Consider the following 19,784-nt stretch of genomic DNA (forward strand, 5'->3'; position numbering starts at 1 on the left):
CGGCAATGGCAACCGCAGCAGCGGCTCCAAGCAGAGTGCGCGAAAGTGTTTTTGAAATGTTCAACATGTTGCCAAAGTAGGGCCGTGCTGTGAACCGAATAAGAATGCAAGGTTAACGTTGCGTGCCAGAAAGTTAAGGCTTTAGTAAACCGAGCTAAGTTGACGCTCTAAGCCAAGAAATCTTTTAGCGAAGCAAAGTAGCTTTGCATCCCAACAGTTGTGGCTTCAATTTGCTCGGCAGGCATTTCACCAAACTGTGAGAACTTCACCCATGACTTATCGCTACGGTCTTCAAACTCAATCACGATTTTGTGGTGAGGCGCGTTTCGATCCTGCGCTTTGAATTCGGCGGCATTCTGGGTATAAGACATGCTGTGCTCGAGGCGCTTCAACGGCTCAACAGTTGAATACCAACCAAAGAAGTAAGCCACCATGTCGTACTGCGGCACGTCGATTGCAACAGTCCACAAACCACCAACATTTGCTTCGGATGTCGCGCTGCCAGGCACCACTGTCAAGTCAGTTGGGTGGTACCACTGCTCAAGTTGTGCGCTGTCGGTCCAGGCAGACCACAGGCGCTCGATCGAAACCGGGTATTCACCTTCAACGGCATAAAGAAAATCGTGCTTGATGATTTGCTCCTAAAACTTAAACGTTGAATCTAAATTCCACTACGTCGCCATCTTTCATGACGTAGTCCTTGCCTTCCATGCGCACCTTGCCCGCAGACTTAGCATCGGCCATTGAACCGGCAGCCATCAAATCATCGAACGAAACAATTTCAGCCTTGATGAATCCGCGCTGAAAATCGGTGTGGATTACGCCGGCTGCCTGCGGGGCAGTCCAACCCTTGTGAATTGTCCAGGCGCGAGCCTCTTTAGGGCCAACGGTCAAATAGGTTTGCAAACCAAGAGTGTCAAAACCAATGCGCGCCAACTGGTCTAGACCTGATTCGTCTTGACCCAGTGAAGCCAAAAGTTCAGCTGCCTCGGCGGCATCCAAGTCGATTAGTTCTGACTCAACTTTGGCGTCTAGAAAAACCGCCTCGGCAGGAGCGACCAAATCGGCAAGCGCCTTCTTTTTGGCTGCGTCGGTCAATATGCTCTCGTCAACGTTGAAAACATAAATGATTGGCTTCGAAGTCAACAGCCCAAGCTCTTTGATTGGCTCGAGGTCAACATCGCTGGCTGAAAGTGGCTTGCCACCGTCGAGCACAGCCTTAGCAGCGTCGATTGCCTCAAGCGCCGCCGGCTCCATCTTCTTGCCCTTGACTTCTTTTTCGATGCGCGGGCGAGCCTTATCCAAGGTCTCCATGTCGGCCAAAATCAATTCGGTGTTAATGGTCTCGATGTCACTTGCAGCATCAACCTTGCCGTCAACGTGAACCACGTCACCGTCAACAAAGCCACGAACAACCTGTGCAATTGCATCAGCCTCGCGGATGTTGGCCAAGAACTTGTTGCCCAAACCTTCACCCACCGACGCACCGCGCACGATGCCGGCGATATCTACGAAAGACACCGGTGCCGGCAGCAAACGCTCTGATCCATACATGTCGGCAAGCTTCTGCAAACGAGGGTCAGGCAGGTTCACCACACCAACGTTTGGTTCGATGGTTGCAAACGGGTAGTTCGCCGCCAGAACGTTGTTCTTGGTGAGTGCATTAAAGAGGGTCGACTTGCCTACGTTAGGCAGTCCCACGATTCCGATTGTTAGAGCCACGAGGGTCAAGTCTATCGGCGAGGTCGGTGGCCACTGGCAGACTGTGTGAGTGCCCATAAATTTCACCGCCCTCGACTTTGAAACCGCCAACGGTTCGCCGGCCAGCCCGTGCGCGGTTGGCTTGGTAAAAGTGCGCGATGGCCAAATTGTTGACACCTTTGTTACGCTCATTCAGCCACCGGCACCCAACAACTGGTTTCACGAGGGCAACATCCGAGTGCATGGCATTCAACCCGCGGATGTGCTCGACGCCCCAAGCTGGCATGAAGCACTCGGCGAGATGCTGCAATTCATTGGCGATGACACTCTGATTGCCCACAACGCACCTTTTGACATGGGAGTGCTTCGCGCTTCGGCTGCGGCAATCGAAACCACATTGCCAGCTCTCAAATACACCTGCTCGCTGGCTATCTCGCGCAAAACCTACAATCTCGAGAGCTACCGACTAAACGCGGTGGCTTATGCCATTGGTCACGAAGAGTTTGCTCACCACGATGCCCTGGCCGATAGCGACGCCTGTGCCCGAATTGTGTTGCATGCCGCAGATCGCCATGGTGTTGAAACTTTGGATGACCTGCTGGCGGCAACCAAGCAGGTTCTCAAGGACCTCTAAAAGCGAACCTGCACGCGTGGGGCCAGCCGGGTTGCTACGTATTGTCTGAGGCTAATGAAATACTCGGGGCATGGATGCATACATTTTTCTTGGCCTAGGCCTTTTGCTTGGCATTATCGTGGGCTACCTATTTGCCGAAGCCCGTTCACAGTCGCGAGCTAAAGAGCGCGCCAGCGAAGAAAACAAAATGCAAGAGGCCATGGGCCCGGTCAAGTTTCACTTAGAGCAAATGCAAGCCGTGGTCACTCGCCTAGAAAAAGAGCGCACCGAGCAGTTCGGCTCAATTCAGGAGCAGCTCAAATCGGCAATCGAGTCAGACGAACAACTGCGTCGCCAAACCGAGTCACTTTCTCGCGCACTGTCGTCAAACAACATCCGCGGGGTTTGGGGTGAAGCGCAATTGCGCAAGTTGGTTGAGCTAGCTGGCCTCATCAAACACGCCGACTTCGACGAACAAGCAAGTTTCAAAACAGACACCGGTTCTGGCCGTGCCGACATGGTGATTAATTTGCCGGGTGGCAAGTCGCTCGCCATCGATTCAAAGGTTCCTTTCAACGCCTATCAAGAGGCGTCAACAATTTCAGAGCTAGCCTCTGGTGAAGAACTAGCCCGTCGATCAAAGCTGCTCGACGAGCATGTCAAAGCCGTGAAGTCTCACATCGATGCTCTCTCAAGCAAGGGCTACTGGACCGGCTTGCAAGCAAGCCCAGATTTTGTGATTGCGTTCGTGCCATCCGAGTCATTGCTATCAGCTGCACTCGATCAAGATTCTGGTCTGCTCGAATATGCATTCAAAAAGAACGTGGCCCTCGCTTCACCTGTTAGCTTGTTCTCGGTGCTCAAGACCATTAACTACATTTGGCGTCAAAATGCCGATGAAACTTCGGTGCGCACCATGATCAAACTTGGCAAAGAGCTTTATGACCGAATTGGCAAAGTTGCTGAATATGCCGACAAGCTCGGCCGCTCAATTACGGCAACCGTCAAGGATTACAACGTGTTCGTTTCGAGCCTTGAGAGTCGCGTTTTGGTCACTGCCCGCAAACTCAACGACCTAGACGAAAACTCGCTGGGCACCGAGCAAATTCAGGCGCCAAAAGAGCTGGATGCCTCGCCACAGCCGCTAACCGCCAGCGAATTGACCCAAACCGACGACAAATAAGTTAGAACAAAGTCTAGGTTTTGACAGGCTTGGGTATACTTTTCGAAGCGTTCGACAATGAAGTTGGCAGCCCGATTATTAGTAATCCAAGGAGCACTTCATGTCTGCAATCAAGTCACCCGTTGTCACTTTGACACCGGCACCAACACTTGACCGCACCTACTACGTTCACGACCTCATCGAGGGTGGCGTAAACCGCGCAGACGGCGTAGCCGAAGAACTTGCCGGCAAGGGCATTAACGTTTCAAAAGGTCTGCGCCTAGTTGGCATGGCAGCACCAGGTGTTGTTCCAATCGGCAACGAAGACCCAAGCGTGCTTTTGCGCACTGGTCACAGCGATGCACTTGTTCCACTTTGGGTTGACGGAAATCTTCGCGTTTCAACCACCATCGTTATCAAGGATGGCCCAACCACCAAAGTCAACGAAGCCCCTCGCCCACTTAGCGAGAACGACTGGCAAGAAGTAATTCGCCTGACCGAAAAAACTGTTATCGAAGCTGGTGCCAAGTGGCTGGTTATGGCTGGCGCATTGCCAATCAACCTTGCCACCGGTAGCTATGTTGACCTTCAGCCAATCTTCAACAAGATGAAGGCACTTGGCGTTCGAGTTGTTCTAGACACCTCAGGCGAACCACTTCAGTTCTGGGCCAAGCAAGGCGCAGCAAGTGTGATGAAGCCAAACGCCGAAGAACTTGCATCTGCAGTTGGTCGCTCATTGCTCACCAACGGCGACGTTATCGATGCAGCTCGTGAGCTCATCGGCCGCGGCGTTGAATGTGTTCTTGCAAGCCTTGGTTCAGACGGCATGATCGCCGTCACTGCAAAGCACTCATGGCACGCAAAGACTCCACCAATCAAGGTAATCAACACTGTTGGTGCCGGTGACTCAACCATCGCTGGGTTCTTGTCTGCAGTTGCCGAGTCAACCAATGGCCCAACCGAAGCAAACTACTTTGTTGGTTTCGATGTTCCAGCTGGCCTAAAGATGGCAGTGCAGTGGGGTGCAGTAAAGGTGCAACAGCCAACTTCTGGTTTGCAGAACCTTGATGGCATGCCTGAGGCAACTGTGATTGAGAACCCTTCACGCGAACTTCCGCTTAAAGAGCCAGCTCACATTTAATTAGAGTTTGCTCACTCGCGCTTCAACGGTGTGAGCAACACCGAGTTTGCTATCCAGCACAAAACTTGAAACCAACAGGTCTTCGCCTTCTTCGCGAATGCCCTCGGTCAAAATTCCTGGAGTGATTCCAGTGAGCACAAAAACAAAGTCGTCACCCGATACCAATTCATCGAGTTCAAATTTGCGCTCCAAGTCGTAGTTAGCAGCAAGGGCGCGCTCAATCTGATCGACATCCTGCGGGGCAAAACGGGTTTGCATAAAGCCACCCAAAATCTGAATTGCAACCGCGGTCAGCACGCCTTCGGGTGAACCACCAAGGCCAATCAACAAATCAACTCCGCTGTCGGGCACAGCCGCAGCAACGGCCATCGCCACATCGCCTTCATCAAAGCGCACCCAGGTTGCCCCAGCTGCCTCAACCTCTTTAATCAGACCAAAGTTGCGCTCTTTATTAATAATCGCCACGCGAATGTCGGTGGCCGGCTTGTCAAGCGCCTCGGCCAATTGACGAATGTTTTCAGTAGGTGAAGCATCGAGATCCAACACTCCCCTGCCAGCTGGCCCGCTCACAATCTTTTGCATGAAATAAACCTCGGATGCCGCCAGCATTGATCCGCGCGCAGAAGCCGCCATCACGGCCACTGCGCCATCACGCGCATCCGCAGCTAGAGCCGTGCCATCAACCGGGTCAACTGCGATGTCCCACTCAACCGGCTGACCGCCGCCAATGATTTCACCGTTGTAAAGCATCGGGGCTTCGTCTTTCTCGCCCTCGCCAATCGAAACAATTCCGCCGAAGTTTGCCCCGAGAAGTGAGGCACGCATGGCATCAACCGCGGCGCCATCCACAGCCAATTTGTCACCCGAACCAACCAGGTGCCAGCAACCGGCGGCAGCCGAAACCGTAGCCGAAATAATGTCAACAGTGGGCTGGTTGGCGTTATGAAACATCAAAACCTTTCGCGAGAGGGCCGGCCCTCATCCTTGCTAACATCATAGGTATTCCACCGATGGCCTTAGGAGTAAACCATGCCAGTAGCATCACCAGACCAATACCTAGAAATGCTTGACCGCGCCAAGAAGCAGGGTTTTGCTTACCCAGCTATCAACGTTTCTAGCTCACAAACTTTGAACGCAGCACTTGCCGGATTGCAGGCTGCTGGTTCTGACGGCATCATTCAGGTGACCACCGGTGGCGGCGACTACTGGTCTGGCCCAACGGTAAAGAACATGGCATCGGGTGCCGCAGCCATGGCTGCCTTCGCACGCGAAGTTGCTAAGAACTACGACATCACCATTGCCTTGCACACTGACCACTGCGCTAAAGACCAGCTAGACAAGTTGGTTCGCCCACTAATCGCAATCTCTCAGGAGCGCGTGAAGGCTGGCCAAGACCCGCTTTTCAACTCACACATGTGGGACGGCTCAGCAGTTCCAATGACCGAGAACCTAGAGATTGCCAAAGAAATGCTTAAGCTAACCAGCGGCATCGGTGCAGTTCTTGAGATCGAAGTTGGCGTTGTTGGTGGCGAAGAAGATGGCGTTGAAGGCGCAATCGATGAGCACCTTTACACCACACCTGCAGATGGCCTTATGACTGCCGAGGCGCTTGGCCTTGGCGAAAACGGTCGCTACATGGTTGCGCTTACTTTTGGCAACGTGCACGGTGTTTACAAGCCAGGCAACGTTCACCTGCGCCCAGAATTGCTTGGCGAAATTCAGGCAGCAGTTGGCGCTAAATACGGCAAAGACAAGCCATTCGACTTGGTATTCCACGGTGGTTCAGGTTCAACACCAGAAGAAATTTCTGAGTCAGTTCGTCACGGTGTAATCAAGATGAACATCGACACAGACTTGCAGTATGCATTCACTCGCCCTATCGCTGACTGGATGATGAAGAACTACGACGGCGTGCTAAAGGTTGATGGAGACGTTGGCAACAAGAAGGTTTATGACCCACGCGCATGGGGCAAGGCTGCCGAAGCTGGCATGTCAGCTCGCGTTGTTGAGGCAGCAAACGAACTTGGCTCAGCATCAAAATCAATGTCTGCATAATTTAAAGATGAACGACCGAAGCCCGTTGTATGACAACGGGCTTCCTCGTTTTAAGGGGCAATACTCAAACGGCGAGATGCACGGTTTTTGGGAGTTCTTTCGCAAAGACGGCAGCTTGATGCGCTCTGGAACTTTTGATTTAGGCAAACAAGTTGGAACTTGGAAAACCTTCGATCGCGAAGGCAAGCTTGTAAAAGAAACTGACTTTAAGAATTAGCGCTTGATTTTGTTGCTGGTTTCTTCGCCAGCAGCTTTTAGCTCTTTCCGCAATTCTGCAGGCAGTGAGAACTGAATATCTTCTTCGGCAGTTTGCACGTTGCGCACATCACCAAAACCGCGAGCTGCCAAGTGATCAAGAACATCTGACACAAGTTCTTCGGGCACCGAAGCACCTGATGAAACACCAACCGATTCCACGCCTTCAAACCAGGCTTCATCAATCTCAGATGCAAAGTCAACGCGGTAAGCAGCCTTTGCGCCGGCTTCGAGTGCAACTTCAACCAAGCGAACAGTGTTTGAAGAGTTTGCCGAGCCAACCACAATCACCAAATCAGATTGAGCGCCAACCTTCTTGATGGCTACCTGACGGTTTTGGGTGGCATAACAAATGTCATCGCTCGGTGGGTTCTGCAACGTTGGATACTTCTCGCGAAGCTTCACTACGGTCTGCATAGTTTCATCAACCGAAAGTGTGGTCTGCGAAAGCCAAATCAATTTCTTAGGGTCACGCACACGTGCAGCGGCAATGCTGTCGTCTTTGTCGATAATCTGCACAACATCCGGGGCTTCGCCAGCAGTGCCTTCTACTTCTTCGTGACCCTCGTGGCCAATCAGCAAAATGTCGAAATCTTCGGATGCAAAGCGCTGCACCTCGCGGTGAACCTTGGTGACCAGCGGGCAGGTGGCATCGATTGTGTTTAGGTTGCGAGCCTCGGCAGCTGCAACAACCGCAGGTGAAACACCGTGGGCAGAGAACACCAAGACTGAGCCCTCTGGGGCTTCGTCCACTTCTTCAACAAATATTGCGCCGCGCTTTTCGAGTGACGCAACCACATGCTTGTTGTGCACGATCTGCTTGCGCACATATACCGGGGCACCGTAGTGATCTAAGGCCTTCTCAACGGCGATTACGGCTCGGTCAACTCCAGCGCAATACCCTCGCGGTGAGGCCAAGAAGACCTTTTTTGAGGCCTGGTTGGTGGGGGTATTCTGGATGTCAGTCACCCCTCAATGATAAACGGCGATGGATTGTGGTGACTGATACTTTTTGGAGGCATGATGAGCGACGAAGAACTCGCTGGCGCCCCAAAAGTTAGCTCAGAACAAGCGCCTTGGCCGGTATCGCGCCTTTCAGCAACCCTAAAAGACTGGATTGACCGTTTAGGAATGCTTTGGATTGAAGGCGAACTGGCTTCGATCAAACTCGGCCCAACCAACATGTTTGGCGAATTGCGCGATTTGCAGATTGAAAACAGCATTTCAATTCACTCTTGGAACGTTGCCAAGATTCCAAATGACCTAAAACAGGGTGACCGCGTGATTGCGCTGATCAAACCCGCGTTTTGGCCAAAGGGCGGCAAGCTCACCATGCAGGTTTTTGAAATTCGCAAGGTTGGCCTTGGCGAATTGCTTGAGCGCATCGAACGCTTGCGTGCACAACTAACTCTCGAAGGCCTTACCTCGATCGAGCGCAAGCAACCGCTGCCATTCTTGCCAAACAAAATTGGCCTAATCACCGGCAAAGATTCCGACGCCGAAAAGGATGTGCTGCAAAATGCCAAGCTGCGCTGGCCCGATGTTCAGTTTCGTGTAATTCACACCCTGGTGCAGGGCGATAAAGCTGCACCCGAAATTATCCAAGCCATTAAGACTTTGGATCAAGACCCCGAGGTGGATGTGATCATCATCGCTCGCGGTGGCGGATCATTCTTGGACCTACTCGTTTTCAGCGACGAGCAGTTAGTTCGCACCGCGGCAAATGCCAAGACACCTATTGTTTCGGCGATCGGTCATGAAAACGACCGACCAGTGCTCGATGATGTTGCCGACCTGCGTGCATCAACTCCTACTGATGCGGCCAAGCGTGTGGTACCCGACGTGATTGAAGAGTTGCACAAACTGCAGCAACTTCGTGACCGCGCATTCATGCGCGTGGCTACTTTTGTGCAAAACCAAATAGACATGATTGCCCAATTGCGCAGTCGGCCAATTTTGGCCAACCCATACACGTTCATCGATGAGCAATCGGTTGAGATCGAGCGAGCCGTCTTCATGATTCGCGACCGAATCGACCAAAAGCTCACCCGTGAGGCAATGCACGTTAGTCACCTTCGCCAGCAGGTGCGCAGCCTGTCACCTCAATCAACCCTTGACCGCGGCTACTCTGTGGTGCGAGACGCCGATGGCCACGTTGTCGTTGATGTCGACCAGGTGAAATCTGGGCAAAAACTTCGAGTTCGCCTGGCAAAGGGCGAACTGCCGGTAACTGCCGACTAGGCCAACGAAATAGACTAGAGACCATAATGAGCCCAGAATCTAAAGCCAAAAACGCCGCCGAGGCCAACGCCGACGTAGCCAAATTGAGCTATGAAGAGGCCCGCGACCAGTTGGTAAAAGTGGTGGCCGAGCTCGAGCAAGGCGCAGTCACCCTAGAGGCCTCTCTGGCCCTGTGGGAGCGCGGAGAAGCCCTTGCCAACCAATGTGAATCCTGGCTCTCAGGCGCCCGCAAGCGCCTTGATGCAGCCGTAGCCAAGAAGAAGGCTGAATAACTGTGGCTGAAGATGATGCAGCAGCTAAACGTCGCGCCCGTCAAACGGTAATCAACCTGCTGCTTTCACTCGGAGCATCCCTAGGAATCGTTTTGGCGTTGGTGCTAATCGTGCCTCGCGACGATAGCAACCGCATTCAACCAGTTGACTTCCGAAGTGTGGCCGCCGAAGCGCAGTCTGCCAGCGGCAACTACATTGTGGCTCCCGAATTACCTCAGGGCTGGTGGGCAAACTCGGCTCGCTACCTTGGCAACCCGGCCGACGGCGTTGCAACTTTTTATGCGGGCTTCGTTGGGCCAAAGAATCAGTACATCGGCTTGACTCAAGCTCAAAACCCGAACCCAACTTGGCTAGTGCAACAGCTTCAGGGTGCAGTGCAAACCGGCACCTTTAGCAGCGGCTACCGCGACTGGACAATCTACGAATCACCTGAGGTTCACAATCCAAAGAAAACTAAGGATTACATCATGGTGATGAATTTTACAGAAGGTGAAAAAGTTGCCGTCATTATTTATGGCACGGCCTCTGCGGATGATTTTGCACAGTTTGCGACCAACATCGATCTCCTTTTGAAGAACAACTTGAACGGAGCGAACTAATGGCCGATGTTCGACCGTCATCTCCGCAGCAAGCTTGGCTGGCAATGAAGGAAGGCAACCAGCGTTTTGTTGGTGGCACTCCAGCGCACCCTCGCCAAGACATCGATCGTCGTTCATCGCTGGCAGCAAAGCAGATTCCGTTCGCTGCACTTTTTGGTTGTGCCGACTCGCGCCTATCCGCGGAAATTATTTTTGATGTTGGTCTGGGCGATCTATTTGTAGTTCGAAATGCCGGCCAGGTTATCGCCGAAACAATTCTGGGCTCACTTGAATACTCGGTAGAGGTTCTTGGCGTGCCATTGATTTTGGTGCTCGGTCACGATGAGTGCGGTGCAATTCGCGCAACGATCGATGCCACCGAGGGCAAACTTAATTCTGAAGGTGAATTCATTCACGACCTAGTCGAACGAATTCGACCTACCGTTCTTGAAGCAAACGCTGCCGGATTTCACGACATCGACGATGTCACCGCATTGCACATCAAAGACACCATCAATGAGCTTCTAACCAGAAGCAAACTAATTGCCAAAGCCGTTGCCTCGGGCAAACTAGCCGTTGTGGGGGCCAACTACAAGCTCACCGCCGGTGAAGTTCATCCCTTGGTAATGTTTGGCGACATCAACTAACAAGCCACAGACTACGAAAGGTCAACATCGTGGAATTTCGCATCGAACACGACACCATGGGCGAGGTAAAGGTTCCGGTAAACGCGCTTTACCGTGCCCAGACCCAGCGAGCAGTAGAAAACTTTCCAATCTCTGGCACCACGCTTGAGCGCGCTCACATCGCAGCTCTGGCTCAGATCAAGAAGGCTGCTGCCCTAGCGAACGCAAAACTTGGTGTGCTTGATTCGGCCGTCGCTAAAGCGATTGCCGATGCTGCGGATGCGGTTATCTCAGGCAAGCACGATGGCGAATTTCCGGTTGACATTTTTCAGACCGGTTCGGGCACATCTTCAAACATGAACATGAACGAGGTGCTGGCCACCTTGGCCACCACAGGCCTGGGTTCAGCTGTGCACCCAAACGACCACGTAAACGCCTCACAGTCCTCGAACGACGTATTCCCTACTTCGGTTCACGTTGCTGTGACAGCCGCCCTGATCAACGACCTGCTGCCGGCGCTAGATCACCTAGCGACCGCGCTAGAAGAAAAGCGTGACCTGTGGAAAACAGTTGTTAAAGCTGGACGCACCCACTTGATGGATGCAACCCCGGTTACCCTTGGTCAAGAGTTTGGTGGCTACGCTGCACAGATTCGCTACGCAATTGAGCGTGTGCAATCAACCATCGGTCGCACCGCCGAGGTTCCACTGGGTGGCACCGCGGTTGGCACGGGCATCAACACCCCTAAGGGTTTCCCGCAAGAAGTAATTCGCTTGCTTGCCGAAGAGACCAAGTTGCCAATCACCGAAGCTCGTGACCACTTTGAAGCTCAGGGTGCCCGCGATGCACTTGTTGAAGCCTCTGGTGCACTGCGCGTGCTTGCAGTTTCACTGACCAAAATCAACAACGACTTGCGCTGGATGGGTTCGGGCCCAAACGCTGGTCTTGCCGAACTTCACATCCCAGACCTTCAGCCTGGATCATCAATCATGCCGGGCAAGGTAAACCCTGTTGTTCCAGAAGCAGTAATGATGGTTTGCGCACGAGTCATCGGCAACGATGCAACTGTTGCTTGGGCCGGCGCAACTGGCAACTTCGAATTGAACGTAGCAATTCCGGTAATGGGCAATGCACTGCTTGAGTCGATTCGTTTATTGAGCAACTCAATGCGTTTGCTTGCCGACAAGACTGTGAAAGGTCTTGAGGCAAATGAGACTCGCGCTCGCGCTCTTGCAGAGTCAAGCCCATCAATCGTGACCCCACTCAACAAGTACATCGGCTACGAAGCAGCAGCAAAGATTGCCAAGCACTCGGTAGCCAAGGGCCTAACCGTGCGCGAGGCAACAATCGAACTCGGATACGTTGATGGCGAGAAGCTGACCATGGAGCAACTTGACAAGGCTTTGGATGTTTTGTCGATGACTAGCCCCGGGCTATAAAACTAAACGCTGCCCACTAAGGCAGCAGCAAAACCAAACAACAGGTATGGGCCGAGCGCAACGCTCGAGCCCATTCTTGTTTTTCGAAGCAAAAGCATTAGCAACACAAACACTGTTGCAGCCATAAATCCGGCAACCAGCGCCAGCAAAGGTGAAAGCGCGCTGAACCAACCGAGCGCTAAAGACATGCCGGTGATCAACTTCACATCACCCATGCCTAAATCCGCGAACCGATTCACCAACAGCCCAACAACAAAAGCAACGATGGCAGCAATTGCGGCCATGCCCATCCGAAGCCAATCACCGCCCACCAACCCGGCAATCAACTGACCTAATAATGCAATTGGCATCAACGGCAATACCAGCTTGTTAGGCAAGCGATGTTCCCTGACGTCGATGCGCGCCAGCGGAACAGCAACGGCGAGCAAGTAGGCCGGGCCAAGCAGGGCAAAAATGTGATCCATACCCAAAGGCTAAAAGTTAAGCCAAAGCGCCCCCGGGGTTATCCCCAGAGGCGCCCCAGTAGCTAATTAGTTGTCGAGTAGGTCGGTGACCAATGCCGCAATTGCCGAACGCTCTGCGCGCTGCAGAGTCATGTGGGCAAACAACTCGTGGTTCTTCAAGGACTCAATAACTGCCGCGATGCCGTCGTGACGACCAACGCGAAGGTTGTCGCGCTGTGCCACGTCGTGAGTCAAAACAACTTTGGCGTTCTGACCGATGCGTGAAAGCACGGTGAGCAAGGTGTTGCGCTCAAGTGATTGCGCCTCATCAACAATTACGAATGCATCGTGTAGTGAACGACCGCGGATGTGGGTCAACGGCAAAATCTCCAGCAAGCCACGGTCAACGATGTGATCGATAACTTCTTTAGAAACCAATGGGCCAAGGGTGTCAAAGATTGCCTGACCCCATGGGTTCATCTTTTCGTTCTCAGAACCTGGCAGGTAGCCGAGCTCCTGCCCGCCAACCGCAAAGATTGGGCGGAACACGATGATTTTTTTGTGCTGGCGACGTTCAAGCACTGCTTCAAGACCAGCAAGAAGCGCCATTGCTGACTTGCCGGTTCCTGCGCGACCACCAAGAGAGACAATGCCGATCTCAGGGTCAAGCAATACGTCGATAGCCAAGCGCTGCTCAGCTGAACGACCGTGAACTCCAAACACATCGCGATCGCCGCGAACAAGTTTTACTTTGCCGCCTTTTTCAACGCGACCAAGTGCGTGACCGCGCTCAGATGAAATAACTAATCCGGTGTTGATTGGCATCTGTGCAACATCTTTGTGCTTGATCACTTCGGTGTCATAAAGATCAGACATCTCATCAGCCGACAATGCCAATTCGGCAATGCCAGTCCAACCAGAATCAACCGCGTTGTCGTTGCGGTATTCATCGGCACTCATACCAAGTGCAGATGCCTTCACACGAAGGGGCAAGTCTTTTGAAACTAGAGTGACGTTCTTGCCTTCGCTTGCCAGGTTGAATGCAACTGCAAGAATTCTGCTGTCGTTGTCGCCCAACTGAAAACCTGCTGGCAACACTGACTGGTCAATGTGGTTTAGCTCAACGCGAAGAAAACCGCCCTCGCCAACTTCCATAGGAAAATCTAGGCGCTCGTGTTCGATGCGCAGGTCGTCTAGGTGACGAAGAGCTTGGCGTGCGTAATAACCGATTTCTGGGTCGTGACGCTTTTTCTCTAGCTCGTTAATAACAATGATCGGAATTACGACTTCTTGTTCTTTGAATTTGAAGAGAGCTTTTGGGTCTGAAAGCAAAACCGAGGTGTCTAAAACATAAGTCTTAGTTGCCTGACTTGTTGTTGCCGATTTTGATTTAGATGTTGCTGCTGCTTTAGCCACCTAAGCTCCTTCGTTTCAGCTTGGTGTCAAACTACGCCCGCCAGTGGTCGGCTCGGCGGCATGACACGCCCGACTGCGGATTTGTTATTTTGTGTTCACCTGGCGGTCACAAAGTGAAATTAGGCCCCGAAACGGCGGTGCCTAGATTCAAAGGCGCGAATGGCTCGGAGGAAGTCCACCCGTCGGAAATCGGGCCACAGGGCCTCTTCAAAATAGAGCTCCGAGTTGCTGCTTTGCCACAGCAAGAAGCCCGAGAGGCGCTGCTCCCCCGAGGTTCGAATGATTAGGTCTGGGTCTGGCTGGCCGCCGGTATAAAGATGCTCGGTAATCAACTCGGGCGTCAACATTTCGGCCAAATCTTCAACGCTGGTGCCGTGGCCGGCGTGAGTCTTCAAGATGTCTCGCATTGCGTCGGCAATCTCTTTGCGGCCACCGTAGCCCACAGCCAAATTCACATGCAAGCCTCGGATTTTCTCAGTGGCTTTTTCGGCTGCTTCGATTTGCTGCAATAGATCAATCGGCAACGATTCACGATCGCCCACCAACTGAATCTTGAACTTCTTGATTTGAGCTAGGTCGGTGGCAACTGCACCAATGATGGCAAGTAAGTCTTTTAGCTCTTCTGATTCGCGCTTTACCAGGTTGTCGGTCGACAGCATGTAGAGGGTGACTACCTTGATGCCAATCTCGTCACACCATCCGAGGAATTCAAAAATCTTTTGTGCACCTGCGGCATGACCGTGCTTGGCTTTGGCCCCCGCGCGACGCTCGGCCCAGCGACGGTTGCCATCCAACATCACGGCAACGTGCTTGGGCAGGTCGGCCGCATTGAGACTCTGCTCGAGTGAGCGCTCATACAGCCGGTAAATCAGGTTTCGCACTCGATAAGGCTACTTGAACGAGGGGTCTAGAGTTGCCTTATGAGCGATTGGCGCAAAGACGAGGGCCTGCCCGGCTACCTGCCGGTATCCGAGGGTTATGCCACTGCGCCAGATGAGAAAAAACCAAGTTGGCGAGGCTGGATTCACACCGGTGTATTGCCACTGGTGATTGCCGGCGGAATCGTGCTGATTGTGTTGGCCAATGGCACGCCGGCCAAAATATCTTCGGCGATATTTTTTGCAACTTCGATTTTGTTGTTCGGCAACTCGGCTCTGTATCACCGCTTCAACTGGAAGCCAAAGGTCAAGGTTGCGCTGAAGCGCATCGACCACGCAAACATCTTCTTGTTGATTGCCGGCAGTTACACGCCAATCACATGGTTAGCTTTGCCTAAAGAAAAAGCTCTGATGCTGATGATTATTATTTGGGGCACCGCACTCCTGGGAATCGGCTTCAGAATTTTTTGGATCAGCGCACCACGCTGGTTGTATGTGCCAATTTATGTGGGCATGGGATGGGCGGCCATCGCCTATGTGGTGGATTTCATGAACGCAAATGCGCCAATGATGATTTTGATTTTGGCCGGTGGCCTTTGCTACACACTTGGCGCTGTGGTTTACGGTCTAAAAAAGCCAAACCCTATCCCGGGTCATTTTGGTTTTCATGAGATTTTTCACACCTTCACGGTGTTGGCATTCATGAGCCACTGGGCCGGAGTGCTACTTATTGCGCTTTCGCCCGCTGCTGGCAGCTTCGGCCTCTAACTTCGCCGCAATTTCGGCGCGGTAGCGAACTCGTCTAACTCGGCGAACCATGTCAAAAATAATGAAGATGGCACCTGCAGCCACAAAGAAAGTGGCCAAAAAGCCAATCGTGCCCGGGCTGTACCAAGTCTGCGAGGGGTCGGTAGAGGGTGATGGGCTTGGTGTGGCGGCCAACAGGTTGAAAAAGAAATTCTTCATTGCTTAAGTATGTAGCCTTAAAGCAATGACCTCTCAATCAGACCTTTTAGCCGACCGCTACGGCACCAGCCGCGTGCCTGCTAGCCGCAAGCGCCTTGGCGTAATTGCCCTTGCCGTGGTGCTGCTGTTGGGTTTTCTGGCCTTGGCGCTCAGCGTGGCCTTTGCCGAGGCCAACAAGCTTGAAACCAAAGACCTCGGATACCAGATTCTCAGCCCCCAGCAGGCTTTGGTGAAGTTTGAAGTGAAATCTCCCAATGATACCGAAATCACCTGCGCAATCAAGGTTCTGAGCCAAAGCTTTGCCGTGGTGGGTTATCGCGAGGTGCCGGTTTCGGCGCTGGCCGGGCAACCGCAACAGTTTGAAACTCTGGTGAACACCACCCAATTGGGCGTCTCTGGATTAGTCGACAAATGTTGGCGCAAATAAACTAGAGGGATTATGTCTGAAAACGCAGAAGCAACCTGGCTCACCCAAGAGGCCTACGATCGTCTGGCCAGCGAACTTGAGTATTTGCTAACCGTCGCTCGCGCCGACATTGCCAAGAAGATTCAAGAGGCTCGTGAAGAAGGCGACCTTAAAGAAAACGGTGGCTACCACGCTGCCAAAGAAGAGCAAGGCAAAATCGAAGCCCGCGCTGCTCGCCTAGAGAACATCTTGGCTAACGCAGTGGTTGGCGAAGCTCGTGAGTCGAACGGCATCGTCGAGCAAGGCACTGTTGTGCGCCTCGAAATGAACGGCAGTGAACTTGAATTCTTGCTTGGCAGCGCCGAGATTGCCGAAGGCAGCGACATTGAGGTTTACAGCCCAGACTCACCAATCGGTGCAGCAATCATGGGAGCCAAAGTTGGCGACAAGGTTAAGTTCTTTGCGCCAAACGGCCGCGAACGAGTAATTGAAATTCTCGAAGTCAAAAACTTTTTAGGCTAAAGAGTTTCGGCTTCGATGCGAGCTTTTAGTCCCGCATCTTGCAGAGCCTTCAAAACTCGCTGGCGGTGTTCGTGGCCAGTGGTCTCAATGCTCATGCGCAATTCAACTTCAGTAACTTCTAGACCCTTGCCGTGGCGAGTGTGCAAAACCTCAACCACGTTTCCGTGCGCAGCAGCAATTGCTTGTGCAGTCTTTACCAATTGACCTGGGCGGTCTGGCAGCAATACCGAAATTGTTGTGTAGCGCTCTGAGGCGGCTAATCCGTGGCCAATAACTTTTTGCATTAGCAACGGGTCGATGTTGCCGCCACTTAGCACCGCAACAGTTGTGCCTTTTGGTTTCACAACACCAGACATCAGCGCAGCAACAGCAACAGCACCTGCCGGTTCGACAACCTGTTTGGCGCGTTCAAGCAAAACCACAATTGCCTTCGCAATTTCGTCGTCGCTCACAGTTACAACTTTGTCGATGTGCTTCTTGATTAGTTCAAAAGGAATGCGGCCCGGTTTGTTTACCGCGATGCCATCGGCGATGGTTGGTGTTGCGTGAATCTCAACAACCTTGCCTGCTTTAAGTGAAGGCACATAAGAGGCCGCGTGCTCAGATTGCACACCAATAACTTTGATTTTGCGGCCAGCCTCGGCAGCACGAAGTTTTGCAGCCACGGCAACACCAGCGGCAAGACCGCCACCGCCAATCGCAACCAGGATGGTGTCAACGTCGTCCACTTGATCCATGATTTCAAGACCAACCGTGCCCTGACCCTGAATAACATCAATGTGGTCATAAGGCGGAATAAAGATTGCACCCTTTTTAGTGGCATAAGCCTGTGCAGCTGCGAGAGTTTCGGCAAACACCGAACCTTCGAGAACTACATTTGCGCCATAGTTTTGGGTTGCCTGAAACTTAGGCAATGAAGCGCCAACCGGCATAAAGATTGTGGCCTTGATGCCAAGTTTTTTGGCAGCTAGAGCAACGCCCTGGGCGTGGTTGCCTGCGCTGGCTGCAACAACGCCCTTGCGGCGTTCTGCTGCGGATAGCTTTGACATGCGGTTATAGGCGCCGCGAAGTTTGTAGGCACCGGTGCGCTGAAGGTTTTCACACTTTAGAAAAACCTCGTGGCCAACAATTTGTGAGAGGTAGTTGCTGTGAAGCACCGGCGTCTCAATTGCAACCTGAGCAACCACATCGTGGGCGAGTTCAAACTCGGCAAGAGTTGGTGCTTTCACGGCTGGCGCTGGCATTTAGACCTCACTAGAAATTTGTGCTTCTAGCAGTCTAGTTTGCCTAGAACTTAGAGCCGATTTCTCGCAGTCGTGCGATTCGCTTTGGAATCGGCGGGTGGGTCGAAAATACGCGCTCAATCAGACCAGGCTTGATTGGGTCGGCAATATACATGTGAGCCATTGATGCGCTGGCACGACGAAGTGGGCGACCATATTGACCAAGCTTCTCGAGTGCGCTGGCTAGACCCTCCGGGAATCTTGTTGTTTCGGCGCCACTGGCGTCGGCGAGATATTCACGCTGACGCGACACCGCCGCCGAAACAATCGGACCAATGAACCATGCAATGATGCTGGCGGCAATACCCACCAAAAGCAACACGGCACCAAGGCCATTGTCTTTGCTGTCGCGACGATCGCCACCGGCAAAGAATGACATGCGAATCGCCATGTCGGCAATGATGCCAATTGCACTAACCAAACCAAAAACAATTGTTGAAACTCGAATGTCGTAATTCTTTACGTGGCCCAATTCGTGAGCCATCACGCCTTCAAGTTCACGGTCATCCATGATTTCGAGCAAACCCGTTGTAGCTGCAACCACGGCGTGCTTAGGGTCACGGCCAGTTGCAAAGGCATTCGGCGCGGGGTCGTTGATTATGTAAACCTTTGGCATCGGCATTCCCTGAGAGATGGCAAGGTTCTCAACCGTGCGCCACAGTCTTGGGTTGTCGGCTTTTTGAATCTGGTGCGCGCCACTCATTGCAATAGCTAGTGAACTTGCCACAAAATATTGAATCAGTGCGTAACCGAAGACGAACGCAATTATCCAAAGCGCACTTGAACCATTGCCGGTTGAATAACCCCACCAATAAGAAAGCCCGCCGATTAGGGCAACGAACAAACCAATGATGATGAACGTGTTGCGCTTATTAGCCGCGATTGCGGAATACATCTATCCCCTTGAAAAAAAGCGTGAAGAAGTTTGAGTTAGAACTTAACCGCAGGAGCATCGGCGATAGCTGCTGAGTCAGCAACCTCGAAGAATTCGCGCTCCTTGAAGCCTAGACCGCGCACAAACAAAACCTGAGGGAACTGCTTGATTTTGGTGTTTAGCTCGCGCACGCCGCCGTTGTAAAAACGGCGAGCTGCCATGATCTTGTCTTCGGTGTCGGTCAGCTCAGCCTGCAAGCTCAAGAAGTTCTGATTGGCCTGCAACTGAGGGTAAGCCTCGGCAACAGCAAACAGGCTCTTCATGGCGTTTGAGAAATCGCCCTCGGCCTTAGCCGCCGCCGCCGGGTGAGCAAGAACCTCCGGGTTCACAGTTGCGGCACGAGCCTTGGTTACGTTTTCGAAGACGGCCTTCTCGTGAGTGGCATAGCCCTTAACGGTCTCAATCAAGTTTGGAATAAGGTCCGCACGGCGCTTTAGTTGCACGGTGATGTCGCTCCAAGCCTCGTCAACGCGAACGTTTAGACGAACAAGGCCGTTGTAGGTAGCCCAAAGAAAAATGCCAACGATCGCAACTACGGCGATCACAATGATGAGTGTGTAGTTCATGGGTCAATGGTAAATCTGCGGATGGGCTGCGCCTATGGCTTTCAGGTAATTCACAAGAAACTCACAACATTGGAGCTCAGGTGACCTTCGGGTCCTCAACTAGAGCGGAGACTCTCACCCCTCCCCAGCCTTCGGCCGGGGCCCCAAGCGTGGGTCTCGCAGCCACGGACAGTAAATAAAAAACCTCCCGAAGGAGGTTTTTTAGTGCCCCTAGTGGGACTCGAACCCACACTGTGACGATTTTAAGTCGTCTGCCTCTGCCATTGGGCTATAGGGGCGAAAGCAAA

General features: G+C 52.7%; 24 protein-coding genes and 1 tRNA gene. 13 read left to right on the forward strand and 12 right to left on the reverse strand.

Features of this window, described 5'->3' with window-relative positions; genetic code table 11:
- Positions 1–167: 167 nt before the first annotated feature.
- Both Q0L28_RS00790 and ychF read right to left on the reverse strand, forming a co-directional pair.
- Positions 168–635, reverse strand: a complete 468-nt coding sequence (locus tag Q0L28_RS00790) for an SRPBCC domain-containing protein (RefSeq protein WP_366843373.1) — start codon at positions 633–635, stop codon at positions 168–170.
- A 13-nt stretch (positions 636–648) separates the two neighbouring features.
- Entirely contained in the window at positions 649–1,722 is a 1,074-nt protein-coding gene (gene ychF / locus Q0L28_RS00795) for a redox-regulated ATPase YchF (protein WP_296630230.1), read from the reverse strand.
- Positions 1,723–1,771: 49 nt separating this feature from the next.
- Here ychF and Q0L28_RS00800 point away from each other — a divergent pair, with 49 nt between their 5' ends.
- From Q0L28_RS00800 to Q0L28_RS00810, 3 genes are all read left to right on the forward strand, one after another.
- Complete coding sequence (locus Q0L28_RS00800) at positions 1,772–2,335, forward strand: 3'-5' exonuclease (RefSeq protein WP_296630233.1); 564 nt, start codon at positions 1,772–1,774, stop codon at positions 2,333–2,335.
- Positions 2,336–2,405: 70 nt separating this feature from the next.
- Positions 2,406–3,497, forward strand: a complete 1,092-nt coding sequence (locus tag Q0L28_RS00805) for a DNA recombination protein RmuC (RefSeq protein ID WP_296630235.1) — start codon at positions 2,406–2,408, stop codon at positions 3,495–3,497.
- Between the two features lie 100 nt (positions 3,498–3,597).
- The gene (locus Q0L28_RS00810) at positions 3,598–4,617 is read left to right on the forward strand and encodes a PfkB family carbohydrate kinase (protein WP_296630238.1); all 1,020 of its coding nucleotides are present in this window, start codon (positions 3,598–3,600) and stop codon (positions 4,615–4,617) included.
- Here the strand turns inward: Q0L28_RS00810 and Q0L28_RS00815 are convergent, their stop codons facing one another.
- Positions 4,618–5,568, reverse strand: coding sequence for a fructose-bisphosphatase class II (locus Q0L28_RS00815; RefSeq protein WP_296630240.1), 951 nt, complete (start codon positions 5,566–5,568; stop codon positions 4,618–4,620). It abuts the gene before it with no gap.
- Positions 5,569–5,646: 78 nt separating this feature from the next.
- Here Q0L28_RS00815 and fbaA point away from each other — a divergent pair, with 78 nt between their 5' ends.
- Both fbaA and Q0L28_RS00825 read left to right on the forward strand, forming a co-directional pair.
- Positions 5,647–6,672 carry a class II fructose-bisphosphate aldolase gene (gene fbaA / locus Q0L28_RS00820; protein ID WP_296630242.1) on the forward strand — a complete coding sequence of 342 codons (1,026 nt, stop codon included), beginning with the start codon at positions 5,647–5,649 and terminating at the stop codon, positions 6,670–6,672.
- Between the two features lie 7 nt (positions 6,673–6,679).
- Positions 6,680–6,889 carry a hypothetical protein gene (locus Q0L28_RS00825; RefSeq protein WP_296630244.1) on the forward strand — a complete coding sequence of 70 codons (210 nt, stop codon included), beginning with the start codon at positions 6,680–6,682 and terminating at the stop codon, positions 6,887–6,889.
- On the opposite strand, the gene Q0L28_RS00830 is transcribed toward Q0L28_RS00825, so the two are convergent.
- Positions 6,886–7,896: a 4-hydroxy-3-methylbut-2-enyl diphosphate reductase gene (locus Q0L28_RS00830; RefSeq protein WP_296630247.1), complete on the reverse strand. Its 1,011-nt coding sequence runs from the start codon at positions 7,894–7,896 to the stop codon at positions 6,886–6,888. The two genes, Q0L28_RS00825 and Q0L28_RS00830, sit on opposite strands and share 4 nt — an antisense overlap.
- Positions 7,897–7,950: 54 nt before the next feature.
- Between Q0L28_RS00830 and xseA the strand changes: the two genes are divergently transcribed.
- From xseA to Q0L28_RS00855, 5 genes are read left to right on the forward strand one after another with little or no spacing between them, the layout of a single operon-like run.
- A complete protein-coding gene (gene xseA, locus Q0L28_RS00835; protein ID WP_296630250.1) occupies positions 7,951–9,168 on the forward strand; it encodes an exodeoxyribonuclease VII large subunit in 1,218 nt (405 codons plus the stop codon).
- A gap of 26 nt (positions 9,169–9,194) precedes the next feature.
- Positions 9,195–9,440, forward strand: coding sequence for an exodeoxyribonuclease VII small subunit (locus tag Q0L28_RS00840; protein ID WP_296630253.1), 246 nt, complete (start codon positions 9,195–9,197; stop codon positions 9,438–9,440).
- Positions 9,441–9,442: 2 nt separating this feature from the next.
- Positions 9,443–10,039 (forward strand): DUF4245 domain-containing protein, encoded by a 597-nt coding sequence (locus Q0L28_RS00845; protein ID WP_296630256.1) that lies wholly within the window; start codon positions 9,443–9,445, stop codon positions 10,037–10,039.
- Positions 10,039–10,665, forward strand: a complete 627-nt coding sequence (locus tag Q0L28_RS00850; protein WP_296630259.1) for a carbonic anhydrase — start codon at positions 10,039–10,041, stop codon at positions 10,663–10,665. The genes Q0L28_RS00845 and Q0L28_RS00850 overlap by 1 nt, the downstream gene beginning before the upstream one ends.
- A gap of 29 nt (positions 10,666–10,694) precedes the next feature.
- A complete protein-coding gene (locus Q0L28_RS00855; protein WP_296630261.1) occupies positions 10,695–12,083 on the forward strand; it encodes a class II fumarate hydratase in 1,389 nt (462 codons plus the stop codon).
- Between the two features lie 2 nt (positions 12,084–12,085).
- Here the strand turns inward: Q0L28_RS00855 and Q0L28_RS00860 are convergent, their stop codons facing one another.
- From Q0L28_RS00860 to Q0L28_RS00870, 3 genes are all read right to left on the reverse strand, one after another.
- On the reverse strand, positions 12,086–12,547 hold the full coding sequence (locus Q0L28_RS00860) for a prepilin peptidase (protein WP_296630263.1): 462 nt from the start codon (positions 12,545–12,547) through the stop codon (positions 12,086–12,088).
- A gap of 66 nt (positions 12,548–12,613) precedes the next feature.
- Complete coding sequence (locus tag Q0L28_RS00865) at positions 12,614–13,942, reverse strand: PhoH family protein (RefSeq protein WP_296630265.1); 1,329 nt, start codon at positions 13,940–13,942, stop codon at positions 12,614–12,616.
- 119 nt (positions 13,943–14,061) lie between these two features.
- The gene (locus Q0L28_RS00870; protein ID WP_296630268.1) at positions 14,062–14,823 is read right to left on the reverse strand and encodes an isoprenyl transferase; all 762 of its coding nucleotides are present in this window, start codon (positions 14,821–14,823) and stop codon (positions 14,062–14,064) included.
- A gap of 39 nt (positions 14,824–14,862) precedes the next feature.
- Here Q0L28_RS00870 and Q0L28_RS00875 point away from each other — a divergent pair, with 39 nt between their 5' ends.
- Positions 14,863–15,588, forward strand: coding sequence for a hemolysin III family protein (locus Q0L28_RS00875; protein WP_296630269.1), 726 nt, complete (start codon positions 14,863–14,865; stop codon positions 15,586–15,588).
- Here Q0L28_RS00875 and Q0L28_RS00880 read toward each other — a convergent pair.
- Positions 15,544–15,786, reverse strand: a complete 243-nt coding sequence (locus tag Q0L28_RS00880; RefSeq protein ID WP_296630272.1) for a hypothetical protein — start codon at positions 15,784–15,786, stop codon at positions 15,544–15,546. The genes Q0L28_RS00875 and Q0L28_RS00880 overlap by 45 nt on opposite strands.
- Positions 15,787–15,811: 25 nt before the next feature.
- On the opposite strand from Q0L28_RS00880, the gene Q0L28_RS00885 reads away from it, so the two are divergent.
- Positions 15,812–16,213, forward strand: a complete 402-nt coding sequence (locus Q0L28_RS00885) for a DUF4307 domain-containing protein (RefSeq protein WP_296630274.1) — start codon at positions 15,812–15,814, stop codon at positions 16,211–16,213.
- Between the two features lie 12 nt (positions 16,214–16,225).
- Positions 16,226–16,714, forward strand: a complete 489-nt coding sequence (greA, locus tag Q0L28_RS00890; RefSeq protein WP_296630277.1) for a transcription elongation factor GreA — start codon at positions 16,226–16,228, stop codon at positions 16,712–16,714.
- Here the strand turns inward: greA and ilvA are convergent.
- From ilvA to Q0L28_RS00910, 4 genes are all read right to left on the reverse strand, one after another.
- Positions 16,711–17,958: a threonine ammonia-lyase gene (ilvA, locus tag Q0L28_RS00895; RefSeq protein WP_296630279.1), complete on the reverse strand. Its 1,248-nt coding sequence runs from the start codon at positions 17,956–17,958 to the stop codon at positions 16,711–16,713. The genes greA and ilvA overlap by 4 nt on opposite strands.
- 43 nt (positions 17,959–18,001) lie before the next feature.
- A complete protein-coding gene (locus Q0L28_RS00900; RefSeq protein WP_296630281.1) occupies positions 18,002–18,892 on the reverse strand; it encodes a M48 family metalloprotease in 891 nt (296 codons plus the stop codon).
- Positions 18,893–18,927: 35 nt separating this feature from the next.
- Complete coding sequence (locus Q0L28_RS00905) at positions 18,928–19,497, reverse strand: LemA family protein (RefSeq protein ID WP_296630284.1); 570 nt, start codon at positions 19,495–19,497, stop codon at positions 18,928–18,930.
- A 205-nt stretch (positions 19,498–19,702) separates the two neighbouring features.
- Positions 19,703–19,775 (reverse strand) — tRNA-Leu (locus tag Q0L28_RS00910).
- Positions 19,776–19,784: the final 9 nt, after the last annotated feature.

The sequence above is a fragment of the Rhodoluna sp. genome, from assembly GCF_024639375.1.
Classification (GTDB): Bacteria; Actinomycetota; Actinomycetes; order Actinomycetales; family Microbacteriaceae; genus Rhodoluna.